Source organism: Allobosea sp. P2_A10, from assembly GCF_056405115.1.
Map to the genome: position 1 here is coordinate 556,060 of NZ_JBFUCS010000001.1, position 17,571 is coordinate 573,630.

General features: G+C 66.4%; 17 protein-coding genes. 8 read left to right on the forward strand and 9 right to left on the reverse strand.

Features of this window, described 5'->3' with window-relative positions:
* Nucleotides 1-13 precede the first annotated feature (13 nt).
* Nucleotides 14-460 (reverse strand): NfeD family protein, encoded by a 447-nt coding sequence (locus AC1DZY_RS02705; protein ID WP_476818511.1) that lies wholly within the window; start codon nucleotides 458-460, stop codon nucleotides 14-16.
* Between the two features lie 10 nt (nucleotides 461-470).
* On the reverse strand, nucleotides 471-1,439 hold the full coding sequence (locus AC1DZY_RS02710; RefSeq protein WP_476818512.1) for an SPFH domain-containing protein: 969 nt from the start codon (nucleotides 1,437-1,439) through the stop codon (nucleotides 471-473).
* A gap of 347 nt (nucleotides 1,440-1,786) precedes the next feature.
* On the opposite strand from AC1DZY_RS02710, the gene AC1DZY_RS02715 reads away from it, so the two are divergent.
* Both AC1DZY_RS02715 and AC1DZY_RS02720 read left to right on the forward strand, forming a co-directional pair.
* Nucleotides 1,787-2,740 (forward strand): TAXI family TRAP transporter solute-binding subunit, encoded by a 954-nt coding sequence (locus tag AC1DZY_RS02715; protein ID WP_476818513.1) that lies wholly within the window; start codon nucleotides 1,787-1,789, stop codon nucleotides 2,738-2,740.
* Nucleotides 2,741-2,829: 89 nt separating this feature from the next.
* On the forward strand, nucleotides 2,830-4,722 hold the full coding sequence (locus AC1DZY_RS02720) for a TRAP transporter permease (RefSeq protein WP_476818514.1): 1,893 nt from the start codon (nucleotides 2,830-2,832) through the stop codon (nucleotides 4,720-4,722).
* A 56-nt stretch (nucleotides 4,723-4,778) separates the two neighbouring features.
* Here AC1DZY_RS02720 and secA read toward each other — a convergent pair whose 3' ends face one another.
* On the reverse strand, nucleotides 4,779-7,553 hold the full coding sequence (gene secA, locus AC1DZY_RS02725; RefSeq protein ID WP_476818515.1) for a preprotein translocase subunit SecA: 2,775 nt from the start codon (nucleotides 7,551-7,553) through the stop codon (nucleotides 4,779-4,781).
* Nucleotides 7,554-7,872: 319 nt separating this feature from the next.
* Between secA and AC1DZY_RS02730 the strand changes: the two genes are divergently transcribed.
* The gene (locus AC1DZY_RS02730; RefSeq protein ID WP_476818516.1) at nucleotides 7,873-8,754 is read left to right on the forward strand and encodes a peptidylprolyl isomerase; all 882 of its coding nucleotides are present in this window, start codon (nucleotides 7,873-7,875) and stop codon (nucleotides 8,752-8,754) included.
* 19 nt (nucleotides 8,755-8,773) lie between these two features.
* On the opposite strand, the gene AC1DZY_RS02735 is transcribed toward AC1DZY_RS02730, so the two are convergent.
* Both AC1DZY_RS02735 and AC1DZY_RS02740 read right to left on the reverse strand, forming a co-directional pair.
* Nucleotides 8,774-9,028 (reverse strand): BrnA antitoxin family protein, encoded by a 255-nt coding sequence (locus AC1DZY_RS02735; protein ID WP_476818517.1) that lies wholly within the window; start codon nucleotides 9,026-9,028, stop codon nucleotides 8,774-8,776.
* The gene (locus AC1DZY_RS02740; RefSeq protein ID WP_476818518.1) at nucleotides 9,018-9,275 is read right to left on the reverse strand and encodes a BrnT family toxin; all 258 of its coding nucleotides are present in this window, start codon (nucleotides 9,273-9,275) and stop codon (nucleotides 9,018-9,020) included. Before AC1DZY_RS02740 ends, AC1DZY_RS02735 begins: the two co-directional genes overlap by 11 nt.
* 182 nt (nucleotides 9,276-9,457) lie before the next feature.
* On the opposite strand from AC1DZY_RS02740, the gene argJ reads away from it, so the two are divergent.
* From argJ to AC1DZY_RS02760, 4 genes are read left to right on the forward strand one after another with little or no spacing between them, the layout of a single operon-like run.
* On the forward strand, nucleotides 9,458-10,708 hold the full coding sequence (gene argJ / locus AC1DZY_RS02745; protein WP_476818519.1) for a bifunctional glutamate N-acetyltransferase/amino-acid acetyltransferase ArgJ: 1,251 nt from the start codon (nucleotides 9,458-9,460) through the stop codon (nucleotides 10,706-10,708).
* A complete protein-coding gene (locus AC1DZY_RS02750) occupies nucleotides 10,689-11,615 on the forward strand; it encodes a DMT family transporter (RefSeq protein ID WP_476818520.1) in 927 nt (308 codons plus the stop codon). Before argJ ends, AC1DZY_RS02750 begins: the two co-directional genes overlap by 20 nt.
* On the forward strand, nucleotides 11,616-12,125 hold the full coding sequence (locus AC1DZY_RS02755) for a peptidase associated/transthyretin-like domain-containing protein (protein WP_476818521.1): 510 nt from the start codon (nucleotides 11,616-11,618) through the stop codon (nucleotides 12,123-12,125).
* The gene (locus tag AC1DZY_RS02760) at nucleotides 12,121-12,537 is read left to right on the forward strand and encodes a (deoxy)nucleoside triphosphate pyrophosphohydrolase (RefSeq protein WP_476818789.1); all 417 of its coding nucleotides are present in this window, start codon (nucleotides 12,121-12,123) and stop codon (nucleotides 12,535-12,537) included. Before AC1DZY_RS02755 ends, AC1DZY_RS02760 begins: the two co-directional genes overlap by 5 nt.
* Here the strand turns inward: AC1DZY_RS02760 and AC1DZY_RS02765 are convergent.
* Nucleotides 12,467-13,708: a winged helix-turn-helix domain-containing protein gene (locus AC1DZY_RS02765; RefSeq protein ID WP_476818522.1), complete on the reverse strand. Its 1,242-nt coding sequence runs from the start codon at nucleotides 13,706-13,708 to the stop codon at nucleotides 12,467-12,469. The genes AC1DZY_RS02760 and AC1DZY_RS02765 overlap by 71 nt on opposite strands.
* Before the next feature lie 197 nt (nucleotides 13,709-13,905).
* On the opposite strand from AC1DZY_RS02765, the gene AC1DZY_RS02770 reads away from it, so the two are divergent.
* The gene (locus tag AC1DZY_RS02770) at nucleotides 13,906-14,241 is read left to right on the forward strand and encodes a hypothetical protein (protein WP_476818523.1); all 336 of its coding nucleotides are present in this window, start codon (nucleotides 13,906-13,908) and stop codon (nucleotides 14,239-14,241) included.
* Here AC1DZY_RS02770 and AC1DZY_RS02775 read toward each other — a convergent pair.
* The 3 genes from AC1DZY_RS02775 to AC1DZY_RS02785 all read right to left on the reverse strand — a co-directional run bounded on the left by AC1DZY_RS02775 (nucleotide 14,225) and on the right by AC1DZY_RS02785 (nucleotide 17,513).
* On the reverse strand, nucleotides 14,225-15,790 hold the full coding sequence (locus AC1DZY_RS02775) for a hypothetical protein (RefSeq protein ID WP_476818524.1): 1,566 nt from the start codon (nucleotides 15,788-15,790) through the stop codon (nucleotides 14,225-14,227). The two genes, AC1DZY_RS02770 and AC1DZY_RS02775, sit on opposite strands and share 17 nt — an antisense overlap.
* Before the next feature lie 416 nt (nucleotides 15,791-16,206).
* The gene (locus AC1DZY_RS02780; protein WP_476818525.1) at nucleotides 16,207-16,494 is read right to left on the reverse strand and encodes a hypothetical protein; all 288 of its coding nucleotides are present in this window, start codon (nucleotides 16,492-16,494) and stop codon (nucleotides 16,207-16,209) included.
* 8 nt (nucleotides 16,495-16,502) lie between these two features.
* Entirely contained in the window at nucleotides 16,503-17,513 is a 1,011-nt protein-coding gene (locus AC1DZY_RS02785) for a WD40 repeat domain-containing protein (RefSeq protein WP_476818526.1), read from the reverse strand.
* Between the last annotated feature and the right edge of the window lie 58 nt (nucleotides 17,514-17,571).

The following is a 17,571-nucleotide window of genomic DNA, read 5'->3' on the forward strand; positions in this document are numbered from 1 at the left end:
AGGACCACCGACCTTAAGCCTTCTCGACCACCAGTGTCGCCCCGTCGACCCGCACCACCTTGACCTCCGCACCCGCCAGCAGCTCCGGCCCGGTGATGCGCCAGGACGAATCGCCGACGCGGATGCGGCCCTCGCCGCCGGTCATGGTGGCGTCGAGCCTGAAGACGCGGCCGATGAGCTGGCGGCCGCGATCGTTGAGGCCGGTCGCGGCGTCGGGTTCGTCGCCCCTGCGCCGCGTCAGGCCACTGCCCGCCAGCACGCTGACGACGCTCAGCGCAGCAAAAACCAGCGCCGCGCCCTGCCAGCCCATGCCGGTCACCCCGACGACCGCGCCGGTGACCAGCGCCGACAAGCCCAGCCAGATCAGGAAGACGCCGGGCGCCAGCATCTCGCCGCCGACCAGCACGAGCCCCAGCACGATCCAGGCCCAGCCGCCCAGCGATGCAAGCCATTGCAGCATGGCGATGCCCTCAGCCGCGCGAGACGGGCGGCACCGAGCCGCGCCGCGCCTCGACCGCGTCCTCGCCGAAGACGGCCCGCGTCAGTTGCGCGATTCCGCCGACCGTGCCCGCAAGCGCGGCGGCCTCGATCGGCACGATCACCAGCTTGCTGTTATGGGCGCTGGCGATCGCCTTGAGCGCATCGGTGTAGCGCTCGGCCAGCAGGAAATTCGCAGCCTGGATGTCGCCCTTGGCGATGGCTTCGCTGACCATGCCGGTCGCGGCGGCTTCGGCCTGGGCCGAGCGCTCGCGCGCCTCGGCGTCGAGGAAGGCCGATTCCTTGCGCCCCTCGGCCGCCAGGATCTGCGACTGCTTCAGGCCTTCGGCCTTGAGGATCTCGGCCTGGCGCAGGCCGTCCGCCTCGAGCACAGCGGCGCGTTTCTCGCGTTCGGCCTTCATCTGCCGGTTCATCGCGCCGACGATGTCAGCCGGCGGGAGGATGTCCCTGATCTCGATGCGGGTGACCTTGACGCCCCAGGGCGAGGCCGCCGCATCCATCACCCGCAGCAGGCGCTCGTTGATCTCGTCGCGATGCGAGAGCAACTGGTCGAGGTCCATCGAGCCGACGACCGTGCGGATATTGGTCATGGTCAGCGTCATCAGCGCCATGTCGAGGCTTGAGACCTCGTAGCGCGCCTTGGCGGCGTCGAGGATCTGATAGAAGGCGGCGGCGTCGATGCGCACGCCGGCATTGTCCTTGGTGATCGCCTCCTGGCTGGGAACGTCGAGCACCTGCTCCATGACGTTCACCTTGTGCCCGACACGGTCGATATAGGGCACGATCAGCCCGAGTCCCGCGCCCAGCGTGCGCGAATAGCGGCCGAAACGCTCGATCGTGTAATTATAACCCTGCGGCACCGTCCGCACGCCGAGCGCGATCGTCAGGATGACCAGCGCGACCACCGCCACGACGACGATGTCGAAACCACCGAACTGCATCGCCTGCGCTCCCTCAACCCTGATCGTCAGCGCAGGCAACCTGACGATTGAGACGGATTGATGCAAGGGCGGCGGGCGCACTCCTGCTTTTGATCAGACGGCGGTTGCGCGCGCCTGCCGGCGACAAGTCAAATCGACGTCCGCGTTTCCAGACGGGCTGCAGCCGAGGGGCTGCGCTGACGCCATCGCGGCGTCGGTTCCAAGGACGTCAGAAATCGGCGCTTGTCATGGGGCTGCCAGTCGATAGCTTAAGCGCCTTGGCGATGCCGGCCCCTCAGCCGGACCGCCGGATGAGCCCATGCAGCAACGACATGGCGCTCCAAACGACAATACTAGGGAGAGACAGCGTGAACACCAGGCTCAAGTCATATCTCTATCTTTCAATCGCCGCGGGCGCGATGGCTCCGTCCCTGTCCGAGGCGGCCGACATGCGGTTGATGACCGGCCCGCAGGGCGGTGTCTGGGTGCCGCTCGGCGGCCAGCTCAAGGATCTCTGGGAAAAGGCGGTGCCCGGCCTTGCCGTGCAGGCGCTGCCGGGTGCCGGAATCGCCAATGTCCGCGCCATCGAGGAGAACAAGGCCGAGGTCGGCTTCGGCAATTCGATCTCGACCGTCGACGGGCTCGCCGGCAACGCGCCGTTCCCGAAGAAGCACACCAACATCTGCAACGTGGCCTCGCTCTACCCGCAGTATTTCCAGATGCTGGTTCCGGTCAATTCCGGGATCAACACGGTCAAGGACCTGAAGGGCAAGGCGATCACCACCCAGCCGCGAGGCAACACCGGGGAGCTCATCACCGGCCAATTGCTCAAGGTGCACGGGCTGAGCTATTCGGACGTGAAGATCTCGTTCGTCTCCTACACCGACTCGGTGCAGCAGATGCAGGACGGGCAGGCCCAGGCCTTCTCGCTCGGCACCGCGATCCCGTCCGGCGCGGTGATGGATCTGGCCTCGGCGCGCGACGTGAAGCTGCTCGATCTCAGCGGCGACCTCGAAGGGATGAAGAAGCTCAATCCTGGCTACACGCTGGTGACAGTGCCCAAGGGCACCTATCCCAAGCAGGATAGCGACGTGAAGGTGATCGGCTACGCTACCCACATCGTCGCCTCCTGCAAGCTGCCGGCCGAGCAGGTCTACGCCATGACCAAGGCGATCGCCGACAACGTGCCGGCGCTGGCTGCGACCAGCAAGGCGCTGGCCAACCTGACGGTAAAGGACATGGCCGAGGACGTCGGCGTGCCGTTCCACCCCGGCGCGGCGAAATTCTACAAGGAAAAGGGCGTTACCGTCGCGACGCAGTGATCTGCGGTCCGCCGCGATCACGGATGACCCGGGCCGCGCGCCAGCCCGGGTCATCCCCCTTGCGCCACCCCTGATTCGAAAGCCGCGCCATGCAGCGCCTCAAGGCCCTTTCGCCGAGCGAAATCCTCATCGGCACGCTCGCGACCGCGATGTCGCTCTACCACATCTGGGTCATCCTGACGGGCGCACCCGAGGCGGTGATCTTCCGCGGCATGCATCTGCTCTTTGCGCTGTCGCTGACCTTCCTGATCTTCCGCTCCAAGACCGATGAAGCGCGGCCGCCGTCATGGCTCGACTATGGTTGGATGGTGATCGCCAGCGCGCCGATCCTCTATCTGTTCGCGAACTACGATTATCTGGTCAACCGGATCTACTATGTCGATGACCTGTCGATCATGGACATGGTCATGGCCGTCGTCCTCGTCGCGACGCTGATCGAGGCGACGCGGCGCGTCATTGGCTGGGCTTTGCCGCTGACCGCGATCGTGTTCCTGGTCTATGCGCTGCTGGTCAGCCGGGTCGAGCCGATGCGGCTGCTTGACCAGCTCTTCATGACGACGGAGGGCATTTTCGGAATCCCGCTTTCGGTCTCGGCCTCCTATGTCATGATCTTCGTGCTGTTTGGCGCATTCGTCGAGCGCACAGGGACGGGACGGCTGTTCATGGATTTCGCCATGAGCATCGCCGGAGGCTCTTCGGGCGGCCCGGGCAAGGTTGCGGTGATCTCGTCGAGCCTATTCGGCACGATCTCGGGCAGCGCCGTCGCCAACGTCATGGTCACCGGCACGATGACGATCCCGCTGATGAAGCGCACCGGCTTCCGCGCGCCCTTCGCCGGCGGCGTCGAGGCGGTGGCCTCGACCGGCGGGCAGATCATGCCGCCTATCATGGGTGCGGCCGCCTTCGTGCTGGCGGAGTTCCTTGGCGTCTCCTACGCGCAGGTGACGATCTGGGCGTTAATCCCGGCGGTGCTGTTCTACGTCGCATGTTTTGGCGCAGTGCATTTCGAGGCGCGCCGGCTCGGCCTCGCTGGTATCGCGCGCGCCGACCTGCCGCGCCTGCGCAATGTCATTTCCGAGCAAGGGCATCTCTTCCTGCCCGTGCTCGTGATCCTGGGAATGATCTACGCCGGATACAGCGCGCCGCTTGCGGCGCTGGCAGGGACAGCTGCCTGTTTCCCTGTCGCGGCGCTGCGCAAATCCTCGCGCGGAACGGTGACCTTCGCCAATCTGCTGGCGGCTCTGATCGAAGGCGCGCGCGGTACGCTTGCCGTGGCGCTCGCCTGCGCCTGCGCCGGCATCGTCATCGGCGCGATATCGCTGACCGGCATCGGCATCGTCTTCACGCAGGTTGTCATCGCGGCGTCCGACCAGAGTCTGCTGCTGGCTTTGATCCTGACCATGATGGCAGGCATTCTCCTCGGCATGGGCATGCCGACGACGCCAGCCTATATTATCATGACGGCACTGCTGGTGCCGGCCCTGATCAAGCTCGGCGTGGTCGCCCCGGCGGCACACATGTTCGCCTTCTATTTCGCCATCATGTCGGCAATCACGCCGCCAGTGGCGCTGGCAGTCTATGCTGCGGCAGGCCTCGCCAAATCCGACCTCTGGGATACCGGCTGGGATGCGGTGAAGATCGGCGCGGCCGGTTTCATCGTGCCGTTCATGTTCGTCTATGAGCCGGCGCTGCTGATGATCGGCGACTGGCCGACGATCATCAGCGCGTCGGTCACGGCGACATGCGGTGCACTGATGCTGGCGGCCGGGCTGCATGGCTTTCTGCTGGCACGGGCCACGGCGGTCGAACGGACGATGCTGCTGGCCGCTGCATTCAGTCTGATCAAACCCGGACTGCTTACCGACCTTCTGGGCCTGGCCTTGGCCGCCGGCGTAGTCGCGTTGCAATGGCCGCGTCGGGAACAGACAGTCCAGGCCGTGCCAGTTGCGCCGGTGATCGACAACGTCCAGAACGGCAGCTGACGGCGCTTCCGCGTGCTCTCACGGACAGGGCGACCGCTGCGCGGAACGCCTCGCCCTCACACGAACTGCCCGTGGCAGTGCTTGAACTTCTTGCCCGAGCCGCAGGGACAGGGCTCGTTGCGACCGACCTTGCCCCAGCTTTCGGGGTCGTCGGGGTTGCGGTCGAGCACCGCCGTGTCGGCGTCCATCGCCGCGTATTGCAGGCCAGTCGAGCCGTAGTCGCCGAATGAGGGCGGCGGCAGTTCGTTCTGGGCCGGCGGAGCGCCGTCCTCGGGCTGCTCGAAGCGAACCTCGATGCGCATCAGGTTGCCGGTGACCTGCTCGCGCAGCCGGCCGATCAGCGAATCGAACAGCTCGAAGGCCTCCTGCTTGTATTCGTTCAGCGGGTCGCGCTGGGCGTAGCCGCGCCAGCCGATGACCTGCCGGAGATGGTCGAGCGTGACGAGATGCTCGCGCCAGAGCGTGTCGAGCGTCTGCAGCAGCACCTGCTTCTCGACATAGGCCATCACCTCCTCGGTGTTGCGCTCGATGCGCGCGGCATAATCCTCGTCGGCGATCTTGCGGATGCGCTCGCGCAGTTCCGCGTCGGCGATGCCCTCTTCCTTGGCCCACTCCTCGACGGGCAAATCGAGATTGAGGAACTGCATCACGCCTTCCTTGAGCGCGGCGGTGTCCCACTGCTCGGGATAGGCCTCTTCCGGGATATGGCGGGCGACCTGGTCCTCGCAGACGCCGTGGCGCATGTCGTCGATGGTCTCGCGCACGCTCGCCTGGCGCATGAAGTCGCGGCGCTGCTCGAACACGACCTTGCGCTGGTCGTTCATGACGTCGTCGTATTTGAGGATGTTCTTGCGGATGTCGAAATTGCGGGCCTCGACCTTGCCTTGAGCCTTCTCGACCGCCTTGTTGATCCAGGGATGGACGATCGCCTCGTCCTCCTTGAGGCCGAGCTTCGTCAGCATGCCGTCCATGCGGTCCGACCCGAAGATGCGCATCAGGTCGTCCTGCAGCGACAGGAAGAATTTCGAGCGGCCGGGGTCGCCCTGGCGGCCGGCGCGGCCGCGCAACTGGTTGTCGATGCGGCGGCTCTCATGGCGCTCGGTGCCGACGATGTAAAGTCCGCCGGCTTTCAGCACGCGCTGCTTGAAATCGGCGACTTCTGCGCGGATGCGCTGCTCTTCGGCCAGACGGTTCGGTCCCTCCGGCATATCGCCGAGATCGTGGCGGATGCGCATATCGGCATTGCCGCCGAGCTGGATGTCGGTGCCGCGGCCGGCCATGTTGGTGGCGATGGTGATGACGCCGGGCGCGCCGGCCTGGGCGACGATATAGGCTTCCTGCTCGTGGAAGCGGGCGTTCAGCACGGCGAAATAGTTCGACGGCTTGCCCTGGCGCGCGGCGGCATAGACCGGCTCCAGCGCGTCGGGCGACGTGAAGTCGATCTGCTGGAAGCCTTCCTTGACCAGCATCTCGGCGACGAGTTCCGAGCGCTCGATCGAGGTGGTGCCGACCAGCATGGGCTGGCCGATCTGCTGGGCGTCCTTGATCTCGCGGATGACGCCCCGGACCTTCTCCTCGAAGGTCCGGTAGACCTCGTCGTCCTCGTCCTTGCGCGACACGGGTACGTTGGTGGGGATCTCGACGACTTCGAGCTTGTAGATCTGGAAGAACTCGTCGGCTTCGGTCGCGGCCGTTCCGGTCATGCCCGCCAGCTTGGAATACAGCCGGAAATAGTTCTGGAAGGTGATCGAGGCCAGCGTCGCGTTCTCGGGCTGGACGGTGACGTGCTCCTTGGCTTCGAGCGCCTGATGCAGTCCTTCCGAATAGCGCCGGCCCGGCATCATGCGGCCGGTGAACTCGTCGATGATGACGACCTCGTCATTGCGGACGATGTAGTCCTTGTCGCGCTGGAACAGCGAATGCGCCCGCAGCGCCTGGTTGACGTGGTGGACCAGCGTTACGTTCTGCGCGTCGTAGAGGTCGCCCTCCTTGAGCAGCCCGGCCTCGCGCAGCAGCTCCTCGATATGGTCGTTGCCGGCCTCGGTCAGCGACACCGCGCGCTGCTTCTCATCGACCTCGTAATCGGTCTTGAGCAGGCCCGGCAGAACCTTGTCGATCTGGACGTAGAGCTCGGATTTGTCGTCGAGCGGGCCGGAGATGATCAGCGGCGTGCGGGCTTCGTCGACCAGGATCGAATCGACCTCGTCGACGATCGCGAAATGGTGGCCGCGCTGGGACATCTGCGCGACGTCGTATTTCATGTTGTCGCGCAGATAGTCGAAGCCGAACTCGTTGTTGGTGCCGTAGGTGATGTCGGAGGCGTAGGCGCGCTGGCGCTCCTCGTCATCGATGCCGTGGACGATGATGCCGACGCTCAAGCCCAGGAAGTTGTAGAGCTTCGCCATCCATTCGGCGTCGCGCCGGGCGAGGTAGTCGTTCACCGTGACGACGTGGACGCCCTTGCCTTCGAGAGCGTTGAGGTAGCATGGCAGCGTCGCAACGAGCGTCTTGCCTTCGCCGGTCTTCATCTCGGCGATGGCGCCCTCATGCAAAACCATGCCGCCGACGAGCTGGACGTCGTAGGGTCGCTGGCCGAGCACGCGTTTGGCGGCTTCGCGCACTGTCGCAAAGGCCGGCACCAGCAGATCGTCGAGCTTGGCGCCATCGGCGATCTGCTGCCGGAACTCGACGGTGCGGGCCTGCAGCGCCTCGTCGCTGAGGGCTGCGACCTCTTTTTCGAGCGCATTGATCGCCGCCACGCGGGGGGCGTAACCCTTCACCCGCCGGTCGTTGGACGATCCGAAGAGTTTCTTTGCGAGCGCGCCAAGCATGTCTGGCCTTTCGATACTGGAGCCTTCGCCTGCGTCGGCGGAAACCCGCGCGCGAGCGATCAGCCCGATAATTCTCAATTCGACCGCGTGTTTAGACGCGTGCGGGTGCGCGGTCCAGCGCGCTTTGCATCGGGTGCGGCCCCGCGCTTGCGACCGAATTCGGGGGAGATGTGGGGCTTTGTCGCGCTTCTTCCAAGGGAGCAGGCGGCGCGAGGCGTCCAGGCGCGCCCGCAAGGCCGCAAAGCTTCGTGATCGCAGCGCCCAACCTACTGAACCGCCTTGCCTTCGCCGCGTTCAACTGGCAGTGCAGCCGAAATCCATGATTGACGCCCTCCGCGAAAGGCCAAGCCCGATGACGCCGTCCCGCATCGCCATGCTGTCTCTCGGTTTCGTGCTCGTCGCGACGCCGGCCGCCTTCGCCCAGACCGCCAAGGCGGAGGCCGACAAGATCGTGGCCAAGGTCAACGGCATGGCCATCACCGAGCGCGAACTGGCGCTGGCGACGGAAGACCTCGGCGAGCGGCTGGCCCAGTTGCCAGAGGACCGCAAGCGCGACGAGGTGATCAACTACCTCGCCGACCTCAAGCTCGGCGCCAAGGCCGCGACCGACGCAAAGATCGCCGACGGTCCAGAATTCGCGGCGCGCCTCGCCTATAACCGCGACAAGGTTCTGCTCGATGAATACCTGTCGCGCGAGGCCAAGAAGGCCGCCACGCCCGAGGCCGCCCGCAAGCTTTTCGACGACACGGTGAAATCGCTTCCGCCCGAGGAGGAGATCAACGCCCGCCACATCCTCGTCGAGGAGGAGGCGCAGGCCAAGACCGTGGTCGAGCGCGTCAAGAAGGGCGAGGACTTCGCCAAGATCGCGGCCGAAATCTCCAAGGATCCGGGTTCCGGCAAGGAAGGCGGCTCGCTCGGCTGGTTCTCGAAGGAGCGCATGGTGCCCGAATTCGCCGAGGCCGCGTTCAAGCTCCAGAAGGGCGAGGTTTCCGAGCCGGTGAAGAGCCAGTTCGGCTGGCACGTCATCAAGCTGGAAGACAGGCGCAACAAGCCCTCCCCGGACTTCGCCGCCGTCAAGCCGCAGATCGACCAGTATCTCGAGCGCAAGGCCCAGCAGGACATCGTCGTCGCCCTGCGCGACAAGGTGAAGATCGAGCGGCTGGACCAGCCGGCGGCTCCCGCCGAGCCGAAGAAGCCCTGACGCCGCACGATGCGGCGTTTCACACAGCCTTCTTCAGCGCCTCGTTGATGCGCGTCTGCCAGCCGCTGCCCGTCGCACGAAAGCGCTCGACCACGTCGCGGTCGAGCCTGAGCGTGACCTGAATTTTCGTCGGCGCGACCTGCGGGCCGCGCTGCTTGGTGTTGGGGAAGGCAGCGAGAATTTCCGCCGGCAGTTCCCAGCCGGGCCTGGCCGTCCGGAAATCCTCTACGGTCCATTCTGGGTTCTCATCGTCGAAGACCACTCTACGGGACATGTCGTCTCATCTCCTTGTTGCGAGCGCGTCGCAAACTGATGGCTCGCAACCGGCCATCTCTGCTGACGAAAGCCAGGCAATAGGTCGCGCCGTCGATCAGCCCCCAAGCGCGATAGCGACTCTCGCCATAACCGAACCGGACATCTTCCTGGAACGCCACAACTTCGATATCCCTCGCCCGAGCGAGGGATATTCCGTGCTTGGCCACGTTCAACTCGTCCTTCGCCGGGTCGAACTCGACATCCATGAAGCAATGTAACTACGATTTGCCCTTTGGCAAATCACATTGCGTTCTGCCTTCGCAGGCCCCTCTGCATCGCCTTTGGCAAATCACATTGCGTTCTGCCTTCGCAGGCCCCTCTGCATCATCCCGACCTTGTCTTCCCGCTCGCCCTGCGGCACATCAGCCTCCCCACAGGAGGCGCTTCGATGGCCGGCAAGGATGTTCCCGTTTCTCCGCTCGCGCCCAAGCGCCAGCCCAGGGTGCCGCCGATTCCAGGCGTGCGCTTCGCCACCGCCGAGGCCGGCATCAAGTACAAGGGCCGCACCGATGTCTGGTTCGCCCTGCTCGATGAGGGCACGCAGGTCGCGGGCGTCTTCACCCGCTCGAAATGCCCCTCCGCCCCGGTCGACTGGTGCCGCGAGAACCTGAAGCAGGGTTCGGCGCGCGCGGTCGTCGTAAATTCCGGCAATGCCAACGCGTTCACCGGACTGAAAGGCCGCGATTCCGTCGCCCTGACCGCGAAAGTCGCGGCCAAGGCCGCAGGCTGCAAACCCCATGAGGTCTTCATCGCCTCGACCGGCGTGATCGGCGAGCCGCTCGACGCGACCAAGTTCGAGGGCGTGCTGCAGGATTGCGCCAAACGCGTCGCCGATGGGCCGTGGATCGATGCGGCCAAGGCGATCATGACCACCGACACCTTCCCCAAGGCGCTCTCCCGCAAGGCGAAGATCGACGGGCACGAGGTTGTGCTCGCCGGCATCGCCAAGGGCGCGGGCATGATCGCGCCGGACATGGCGACGATGCTCTCCTTCGTCTTCACCGATGCCCCAATCGCCGCGCCGGTGCTGCAGGCGCTGCTCTCCAAGGGCGTGAAGGGCTCGTTCAACGCCGTCACGATCGACAGCGACACCTCGACCTCCGACACGCTGATGCTGTTTGCCACCGGCAAGGCGAAGGCGCGCGGCGTGCCAGCCATAACCGAGATCGGCGATCCCCGCCTCTCGGGCTTCAAGCGGGCGCTGAATTCGCTGCTGCTCGAACTCGCCCATCTCGTCTGCAAGGATGGCGAGGGCGCGCGCAAATTCGTCGAGGTCCGCGTGGCCGGCGCGACCTCGTCGCGTTCGGCCAAGCGCGTCGCGCTCTCGATCGCCAATTCGCCGCTGGTCAAGACGGCGGTGGCCGGCGAGGACGCCAATTGGGGCCGTATCGTCATGGCCGTCGGCAAGGCAGGCGAGCCCGCCGACCGCGACCGGCTCGACATCTCCTTCGGCGACATCATGGTTGCCGAGCAGGGCGCGCGGGCCCCGTCTTATGACGAGCAGGCGGTCTCCGACTACATGAAGGGCGAGCACATCGTCATCACAGCCGATCTCGGATTGGGCCGGGGCAAGTCAGTCGTCTGGACCTGCGACCTGACCAAGGCCTATGTCGAGATCAATGGCGATTATCGCTCCTGAGGGCGCACCCGGGTCCGGCCCCAGCCGCGCCTTCGTCGTCGGGAACCTGATCGCCTGCTCGGCCTTCTGGGGCTGCAGCTTCCTGTTCATCAAGCTGATGCGCGGCGAGATCTCGCCGCTCGCGATCGCCGCCGGGCGCGGGCTGCTCGCCATGACGGCGCTGGCGCTCTGGGTCGCCTGGCGTGGCCAGAGCCCGATCCCGCGCCGCCACGAACTCAGGCACTGGCTCGTGCTCGGCACCACCAATGGCTGGGTGCCCAATATTCTCGTCGCCTACGCCCTGATCCAGCTCGCCAGCGGCCCAGCCGCGATGATCCAGGCCGCAGGCCCGCTGGCGACGGCGATCTTCGCGCATTGCCTGTTCGCCGAAGAGCGCCTGAGCGGGCGTCGTCTTATTGGCATCGTTCTCGGCATGACCGGCGTCGCGCTGCTGATCGGGCCGCGCCTCGTCGAGGGCGGCGGCACGGCACTGGGCGTGCTCGCCATGGTCGGCGTCATGTTGGGCTACACCATCGGCAATCTCTACGCCCGGGCCGTGCCGGCGGTCTCGGGCGATCCGGCGCGGCTTGCGCTCGGCCAGCAGACCGTCTCCGGCATCGTCGCGCTCATTCTGACGCTGGCGTTCTCGGGCACGGCGGCCTTCGGTCCGATCCGCGACCACATCCCCGCCATGCTGGCGCTCGGCCTGCTCGCGACCGCCATTCCGATGGCGATCTTCATGCGCCTGATCCGCGCGGCCGGACCGACGCGGGCGGCGATGACCGGCTATCTCGTGCCGACGGTCGCGACGATCATAGGCGTCGTCGTTCTGAACGAGACGCTGGAGTTGCGGCGGGCGATCGGAGGTTGCATCATACTGGCAGGCGTCTTTCTGGTATCGGGAGCGCGGCGCGTCACGGGGGACTGAATGCGGCTCGTTCTGGCTCTGGGTCTCGTCGCGGCACTGCTGACCGCCTGCGTCGATCGCAAGCCCGGAACCGTCGCCTTCTCGGTCGAGGAAGCCGCCTTCATAAAGAAGCCCGGCACGACCGTCGTCGCCGGCCATGCCTTCCGCACCAAGGCCAGCGCCGTCGTGGTCAACGCGTCGGGCCAGGTCGTCCGCCTCATTCCAGCGACGGGCTTCTCGCGCGAGCGTTTCCGGCTACTTTTCGGCAACCGCAAATACATCCCCCATACCGGCTACCCACGCGACGACAATCCCGACCCGCGCTACGCCGAATACTCACGCACCACCAAGGCCGAAGCCAATGGCCGCTTCGCTTTCGAGAACGTCGCGCCCGGCGAGTATTTCGTCACGACGCAGGTGATCTGGGGCGATGAGGACGCGCTGTTCCGCGAGGGCGGCGTCGTCTATGACACGGTCACCGTGACGGGGAAGGAAAAAGACCCCGTCAGCGTCATCCTCTCCGGGAATTGAACCGACCTTGAAGCTCCTCTTCGTCGTCGCCTGCGCCCTTGTCGATGCCGACAACCGCGTCCTTGTCGCGCGGCGCCCCGAAGGCAAGGCGCTGGCGGGCCTGTGGGAATTCCCCGGCGGCAAGCTCGAGGCCGGCGAACGGCCCGAGCCGGCGCTGATCCGCGAACTGGCCGAGGAACTCGGCATCACCGTGAAGGAGGACTGCCTCGCACCGCTGACCTTCGCGAGCTACGCCTATCCCGATTTCCACCTGCTGATGCCGCTCTATATCTGCCGGCGCTGGGAGGGCATGGTCACCGCCCGCGAAGGGCAGGCACTGAAATGGGTCCGGCCGGGCAAGCTCAGGGATCTGGCGATGCCGCCGGCGGACGAACCGCTGATCCCGCATCTGGTCGATCTGCTGGGGGTGTGACCGGCAGGCTCTCCTCGCGCGCGAGCTGAAACCGCTCGAAGCGCTGCAACTCCACTTCGATCCGCGCCTTCGTCTCCGCGCTCTCGTGACCGTCGAGCCAGGTCCATTGCTGGATCAGCAGCTTGCCCGCCGCGCGGTAGGTCTTGAGGTCGAGCACCGCGACGATCCGGTCTCCGACCAGCACCGGCAGGCCGAAATAGCCGAAGACGCGCTTCTCCTTCGGCAGATAGGCCTCGAACAGATGCTGGTAGCCGAAGAACAGCTTCAGCCGCTTGCGCTGGATGATCAGCGGGTCGAAGGGCGAGAGGATATGGACGAGCGTGTCGTCGGCGGGCTCTGCCGGCTCCAGAAGCGCGCGCGGCATCCAGTGCGGCGATTTTTCCGCGCCTTCGAGCAGCACGGGCACGAGATCGCGGCGCTTGACGCGGGCCTCGATCAACTCGGCGACGGCCTTCTTGCTGGGGGCGTCGAGATGGCAGATCGAATCGAGGCTGACCAGCCCCTGCGCCCGCAGCGCCCGGTCGAGCAGATAGGCTGTGACCTGCCGCTCCGGGGCCGGCGTCGGGCGCTTCTCCCAGCCGAAATGCCGGTCCATCAGCTCATAAGTCTTGAGCATGCCGGCGCGCGCGGAGACGACCAGTTCGCCATCGTAGAAGGCGCGTTCGAGCAGGCCCTTGGACGGCTTCTTGCTCGCCCAGAGATGCGCCTTCTCGGTCAGGACATCGTCGTCGATGTCGCGGATCGTCAGTGCACCGTCCTTGGCGATACGGCGCAGAAGCTTGCGCGTCTCCTCGCGCCCGCCGACCGCCGACCAGCGCCGGGGTTCCTCGCGATGGGCCTTCATCGCCGGCAGGAAATAGCGGATATCGGCTGAGGGCACATAGGACAGCGCATGCGTCCAGTATTCCAGCACGCTCTTCTCGACCGATTGCGCCTGGACGAGATCGGCCCGCGCATAGCCGGGTATGCGGGCATAGAGGATATGATGGTGGCAGCGCTCGATCACGTTGATCGTGTCGATCTGGACATAGCCGAGATGGGCCACCGCGGCCTTCGTCGCCTCCGCCCCCGCGCCGAAGGGTTCGGCGGTGTCGAGCCGCTGCGCCCGCAGCCAGATGCCGCGCGCCTGCGCTCTCGGCAGCGTCAGGACTTTCTTCGCGCGGGGAGCCATTCCAGAACCTCGAAGGCGGTATGCGGATCTCGAAGCCGACGCGAAAGCGGCAGCCTCACGCCAGCATAGAGCAGCGCCGGCCGGCATCTGTCACCAGCCCGGCCGATGTTCCCGGGGGAACAGCGCGGCCAACCCCCTCACCCCTAGGCTTGCCTGCATCGGCGCAGCGTTTTCGCCGCAAGCCTGGAGCCAGGACGATGTTCCGCAAAACCCTCATCACCATGCTGATCCTGCTGATCGGGGCCGGAACCGCGCTTGCCCGCTCTACCCTGAACGGGCGTCCGCTCGGTCCGACCTTCGGCATCGGCATCGGCGACAGCGATGTCAGGATCGGCGAGCGGCAGCCTCAGCCTCGCAAGCTGGTCCGCTTCCGCGTCTCCCGCCCGGTCACGTTCAGGGTGGCGAGCCAGCGCCGGAGGTCGGGACCGGTCGTGATGGGACCGGGGCCGGGATTCGACTGTCCCTGCATCTGCCGCGCCGTCAGTGGCGGGCAATACTTCTCCCTGCGGCCCACGTTCAGAACTCGCCGTTGAGGCCCATCCGCGCGCCGCCGAAATTGCCGCCGGTCAGGCTGACCCCGGCATTGATGGCGATCGGCATCGCGAGGTTCAGCCGGTGCGCGACGCCAAATCCCGTCGCCCATTCGCCCTTGTAGACCGCCGTGTTGCCGGTCCAGCTCGTGCGCCCCGGCGCCGATGGCATCGAGGCCGATGTCATCGCCATCGCGGCCGCCGTGCCCTGGCGCGCCTCGCGCCGGCCCTCCCTGGCATAGGCGGCCAGCCCGCTGACGCGATCGTTCAGATCGGTCATGCGCTGGTTGATCGCACCAACGTCGATCGACGCCGATGCGAGATTGCCGGCGGCGTCCGTCGTGACGACCTGCGTCGGGCCCGACTGCGCCGCGCGGCTGGCGGCCGAGGTGATGCCGGGCAGCGTGTAGGTGCTCGCCGCCGTGCCGATGGCGACCTGCCGGGGCCTGCTGGCGACGGCGCCCGCGCCAAGCGCGGTGGAACCCTCCGCCCGCGCCTCGGCTCCCGCGCCGAGCGCGACGCTGCTGGCGCCCACTGCGCGGGCCTGCGTGCCGAGCGMGGCCGATCGCGCGCCCTCGGCGCTGGAGCCGAAGCCGGCCGCCACCGCATCCTGGCCCGAGGCCGCAGCTGCTGCATAATTGCTGGTGTTGTTGCCGGAGATGACCCCGCCGGCGCGATCGAGCGCGGTCAGCGCCGAGCCGACATCGGTGTAGATGCCGCCACGCAGGACATAGCGCGGCCCGGTGAAGCTGCCATCGATGTTGTAGGTCGCGCCGCCGCCCAGCACGGTCGTGACATTGCCGCCGACCGCCCGCAGCTGCCGCAGATTGACCGCGTCCGTATCCTGCGTTCCGCCCGCGACATTGGTGATCTGCCGCTCGGCGCCCACCGCCCCGACCGACAGCGCCCCTTGCGTCGACGCCACCCCAACGCCGCTGAAAGCCTCCCTGGCTCCCCCGAGCCCGGCGCGCAACGCGACCGAGCCCGCGCCGAGCGCCACCCCGCCCGCGGCCGAGACGGCCGTATCGCGACCGAGCGCCACGCCGTCGGCCGCCGACACCCCGCCGCGCAGGCCGATCGCGACCGCGCCGGTCGCGGCCGTGGTGGTGACCGTGCCATGGCCGAACGCGATGGCGTTCTGGTCGGCCGCGCTCGCCGTCGGACTCGTGGTGCTGCCRAGCCCGGTGATCTGGCCGCCGCCGATCGCGATGCCGCCGGCGGTATCGACCGTGACGTTGTTGGTCTTGAGCCCGCACTGGCCGGGCGCGGTGATCAGATTGCCGTTCTGGTCGATCGCGCTGAGACCGATCGACTTGCCGCTGAGCGCATCGCGCAGGTTCAGGTTCACATTGCCGACGATGCTGTTCAGCACGGGGTCGAGCAGCCCCGCGAGCAGGCCCGAGGCCGCGCCGGCGATCGGCTGCAGCACCGGGAGATTCACGCTGAGCCCACTGCAAACATCGACGACGGCTGTTGATTGGGCGCGGGCCGCATGAGGTGACATGGCTGCGAACGGCAGGGCGCAAAGCGCGGCAGCGGACAGGCGTTTCATCTGCAACTCCTTTGAAGCAACCATCGGTCCGCAAGAGAGGATTCAGGTTGCAGCAACTATAAGTTGCATTGCTTAATGCGATACTAAAATTCCCTCTCAGGTTGTATTATAGTCGCAAAAAGATACGTCACGAATGACGTCAGGATGGATCCCAGACCGTGACCACAGGTCGGAATGAGGAGGGCCGGAGGCAGACCTGACACGGCAAGGAAGCGACCTTCCTTCGCGGGCATGGGCTATGCCGTCGGCTTGCGCGTGTTGCCTATTGACGAACCCACACCGTCATTCCGGACAAGCCGCGAAGCGGCGCCGATCCGGAATCCATCGAAAGGAACTGCGCCTTACGATGGATTCCGGGTCTCCGCTTCGCTGTGCCCGGAATGACGCCATAGTTCCGCGAAAAATCAGCAGCCTTGCTAAGGCGTCGCGGATGATCCGGCGAGGACGGCCGCAAGCGCCTCGCGCGTCAGTTCCGCCATCGCCATCTGCGCCTTGAAGGCTTTGGTCTTCTCGCCGGGGTTCATCACCAGGATCACCGTCTCGGTGCCCGGACAGGCTGGATCGGCGCAGAGGATTTCGTTGACCGCAATCGCCGCCGCGTCCTTCAGGCCGAGCATCTCGCGAACCTCGCTCTTGATCCGCATCGACAGGGCTTGCGCCTGTGCCTTGTCTGCCCCGCCCTTGCCGAACAGGCCGAGCCGCATCGCCGCGCTCAGGCCGCCGGCAGCGTCAGCACGCCGGCCATGCCGTCTTCCGTGCCGAAGGCGAGGCGCTTGCCGAGCTTGTCCCAGGCGAAGGCGGTGACGCCGCTGCCTTTTTGCGCCGGCCAGACCAGCAATTCCGAGGCGTCGGTGAGCCGGATCATCAGGATGCAGCCATCGTCATAGCCCACGGCCAGCACCAGCGCCTTGGGGTGAAACGCGACCTGCGAAACCTTGGCGTGGCGTGCGCCGCATTCACGTGGGGCCTTGCCGGTCGGCCCCTCACCCTGGAACGGCCAGATGATGGCGGCATCCGCCCCGCTCGAGGCGAGCCATAGGCCATCATGCGACCAGGACAGCGAGCGCGGCTTGGACGGGTAGCCGGTCATGCGCATATGGCTCGGCTTTTCGCCGAGCCGCCAGCCATGCAATGCGTTCTCCTGCATGGAGGAGACGACGAAGCGTCCATCCGACGACCAGACGAGGTCGAGATGCGAGCCCTTCCATTCGAGGAATTCGGGCTTGGCCTCGGTGTTGGGATACCACAGCGAGACGCCGTTCATCTGCGCGATGCCGAGCCGGTAGCCTTTCGGGGCGAAGACCAGACCCTGCGGCGTCGAGGCGACGTCGAGCGAGCGGACCTTGCCCTTGTCGTCGCGGGCATGGACGGTGCGGCCCGTGTTCCAGGCAAGGCTGCCCGAAGCCGACAGCGTCACCGCATCGATCCAGCGGCGCTTCTCGTCACGCGCCAGTTCCTGCGGCCCGCCATCGCCTGTCAGCGCGACGACGCGCCCGTCATCGCCACCGGTGATGATACGCTCGCCATCGGCGCAGGCGGAGAGAATGCCGCCGGCATGGGCCTCGACCGCGTCGGCCGCGCCATCCCGCCAGCGCAGCACGCGCCCGTCTGCGAGCGCCAGCGCAAGCGTCGATTTCAGCCAATGCGCCGCAACGACATGCGCCCCGGCCTCGACGGGGACGACATGCTCGCGCAGCGAGACGGGGTTGACTGTGGTGTTCATGGGGCCGGTCTAGCAAACTATTTCGAGTGGTGCGACGCGTCATTCTCGGGCGGCGCAT

Coding starts and splice junctions, on each gene's coding strand:
- AC1DZY_RS02705 (WP_476818511.1), bottom strand. CDS start 460: ATGCTGCAATGGCTTGCATCGCTGGGCGGCTGGGCCTGGATCGTGCTG.
- AC1DZY_RS02710 (WP_476818512.1), bottom strand. CDS start 1,439: ATGCAGTTCGGTGGTTTCGACATCGTCGTCGTGGCGGTGGTCGCGCTG.
- AC1DZY_RS02720 (WP_476818514.1), top strand. CDS start 2,830: ATGCAGCGCCTCAAGGCCCTTTCGCCGAGCGAAATCCTCATCGGCACG.
- secA (WP_476818515.1), bottom strand. CDS start 7,553: ATGCTTGGCGCGCTCGCAAAGAAACTCTTCGGATCGTCCAACGACCGG.
- AC1DZY_RS02730 (WP_476818516.1), top strand. CDS start 7,873: ATGATTGACGCCCTCCGCGAAAGGCCAAGCCCGATGACGCCGTCCCGC.
- AC1DZY_RS02735 (WP_476818517.1), bottom strand. CDS start 9,028: ATGTCCCGTAGAGTGGTCTTCGACGATGAGAACCCAGAATGGACCGTA.
- AC1DZY_RS02740 (WP_476818518.1), bottom strand. CDS start 9,275: ATGGATGTCGAGTTCGACCCGGCGAAGGACGAGTTGAACGTGGCCAAG.
- argJ (WP_476818519.1), top strand. CDS start 9,458: ATGGCCGGCAAGGATGTTCCCGTTTCTCCGCTCGCGCCCAAGCGCCAG.
- AC1DZY_RS02750 (WP_476818520.1), top strand. CDS start 10,689: ATGGCGATTATCGCTCCTGAGGGCGCACCCGGGTCCGGCCCCAGCCGC.
- AC1DZY_RS02755 (WP_476818521.1), top strand. CDS start 11,616: ATGCGGCTCGTTCTGGCTCTGGGTCTCGTCGCGGCACTGCTGACCGCC.
- AC1DZY_RS02765 (WP_476818522.1), bottom strand. CDS start 13,708: ATGGCTCCCCGCGCGAAGAAAGTCCTGACGCTGCCGAGAGCGCAGGCG.
- AC1DZY_RS02770 (WP_476818523.1), top strand. CDS start 13,906: ATGTTCCGCAAAACCCTCATCACCATGCTGATCCTGCTGATCGGGGCC.
- AC1DZY_RS02780 (WP_476818525.1), bottom strand. CDS start 16,494: ATGCGGCTCGGCCTGTTCGGCAAGGGCGGGGCAGACAAGGCACAGGCG.
- AC1DZY_RS02785 (WP_476818526.1), bottom strand. CDS start 17,513: ATGAACACCACAGTCAACCCCGTCTCGCTGCGCGAGCATGTCGTCCCC.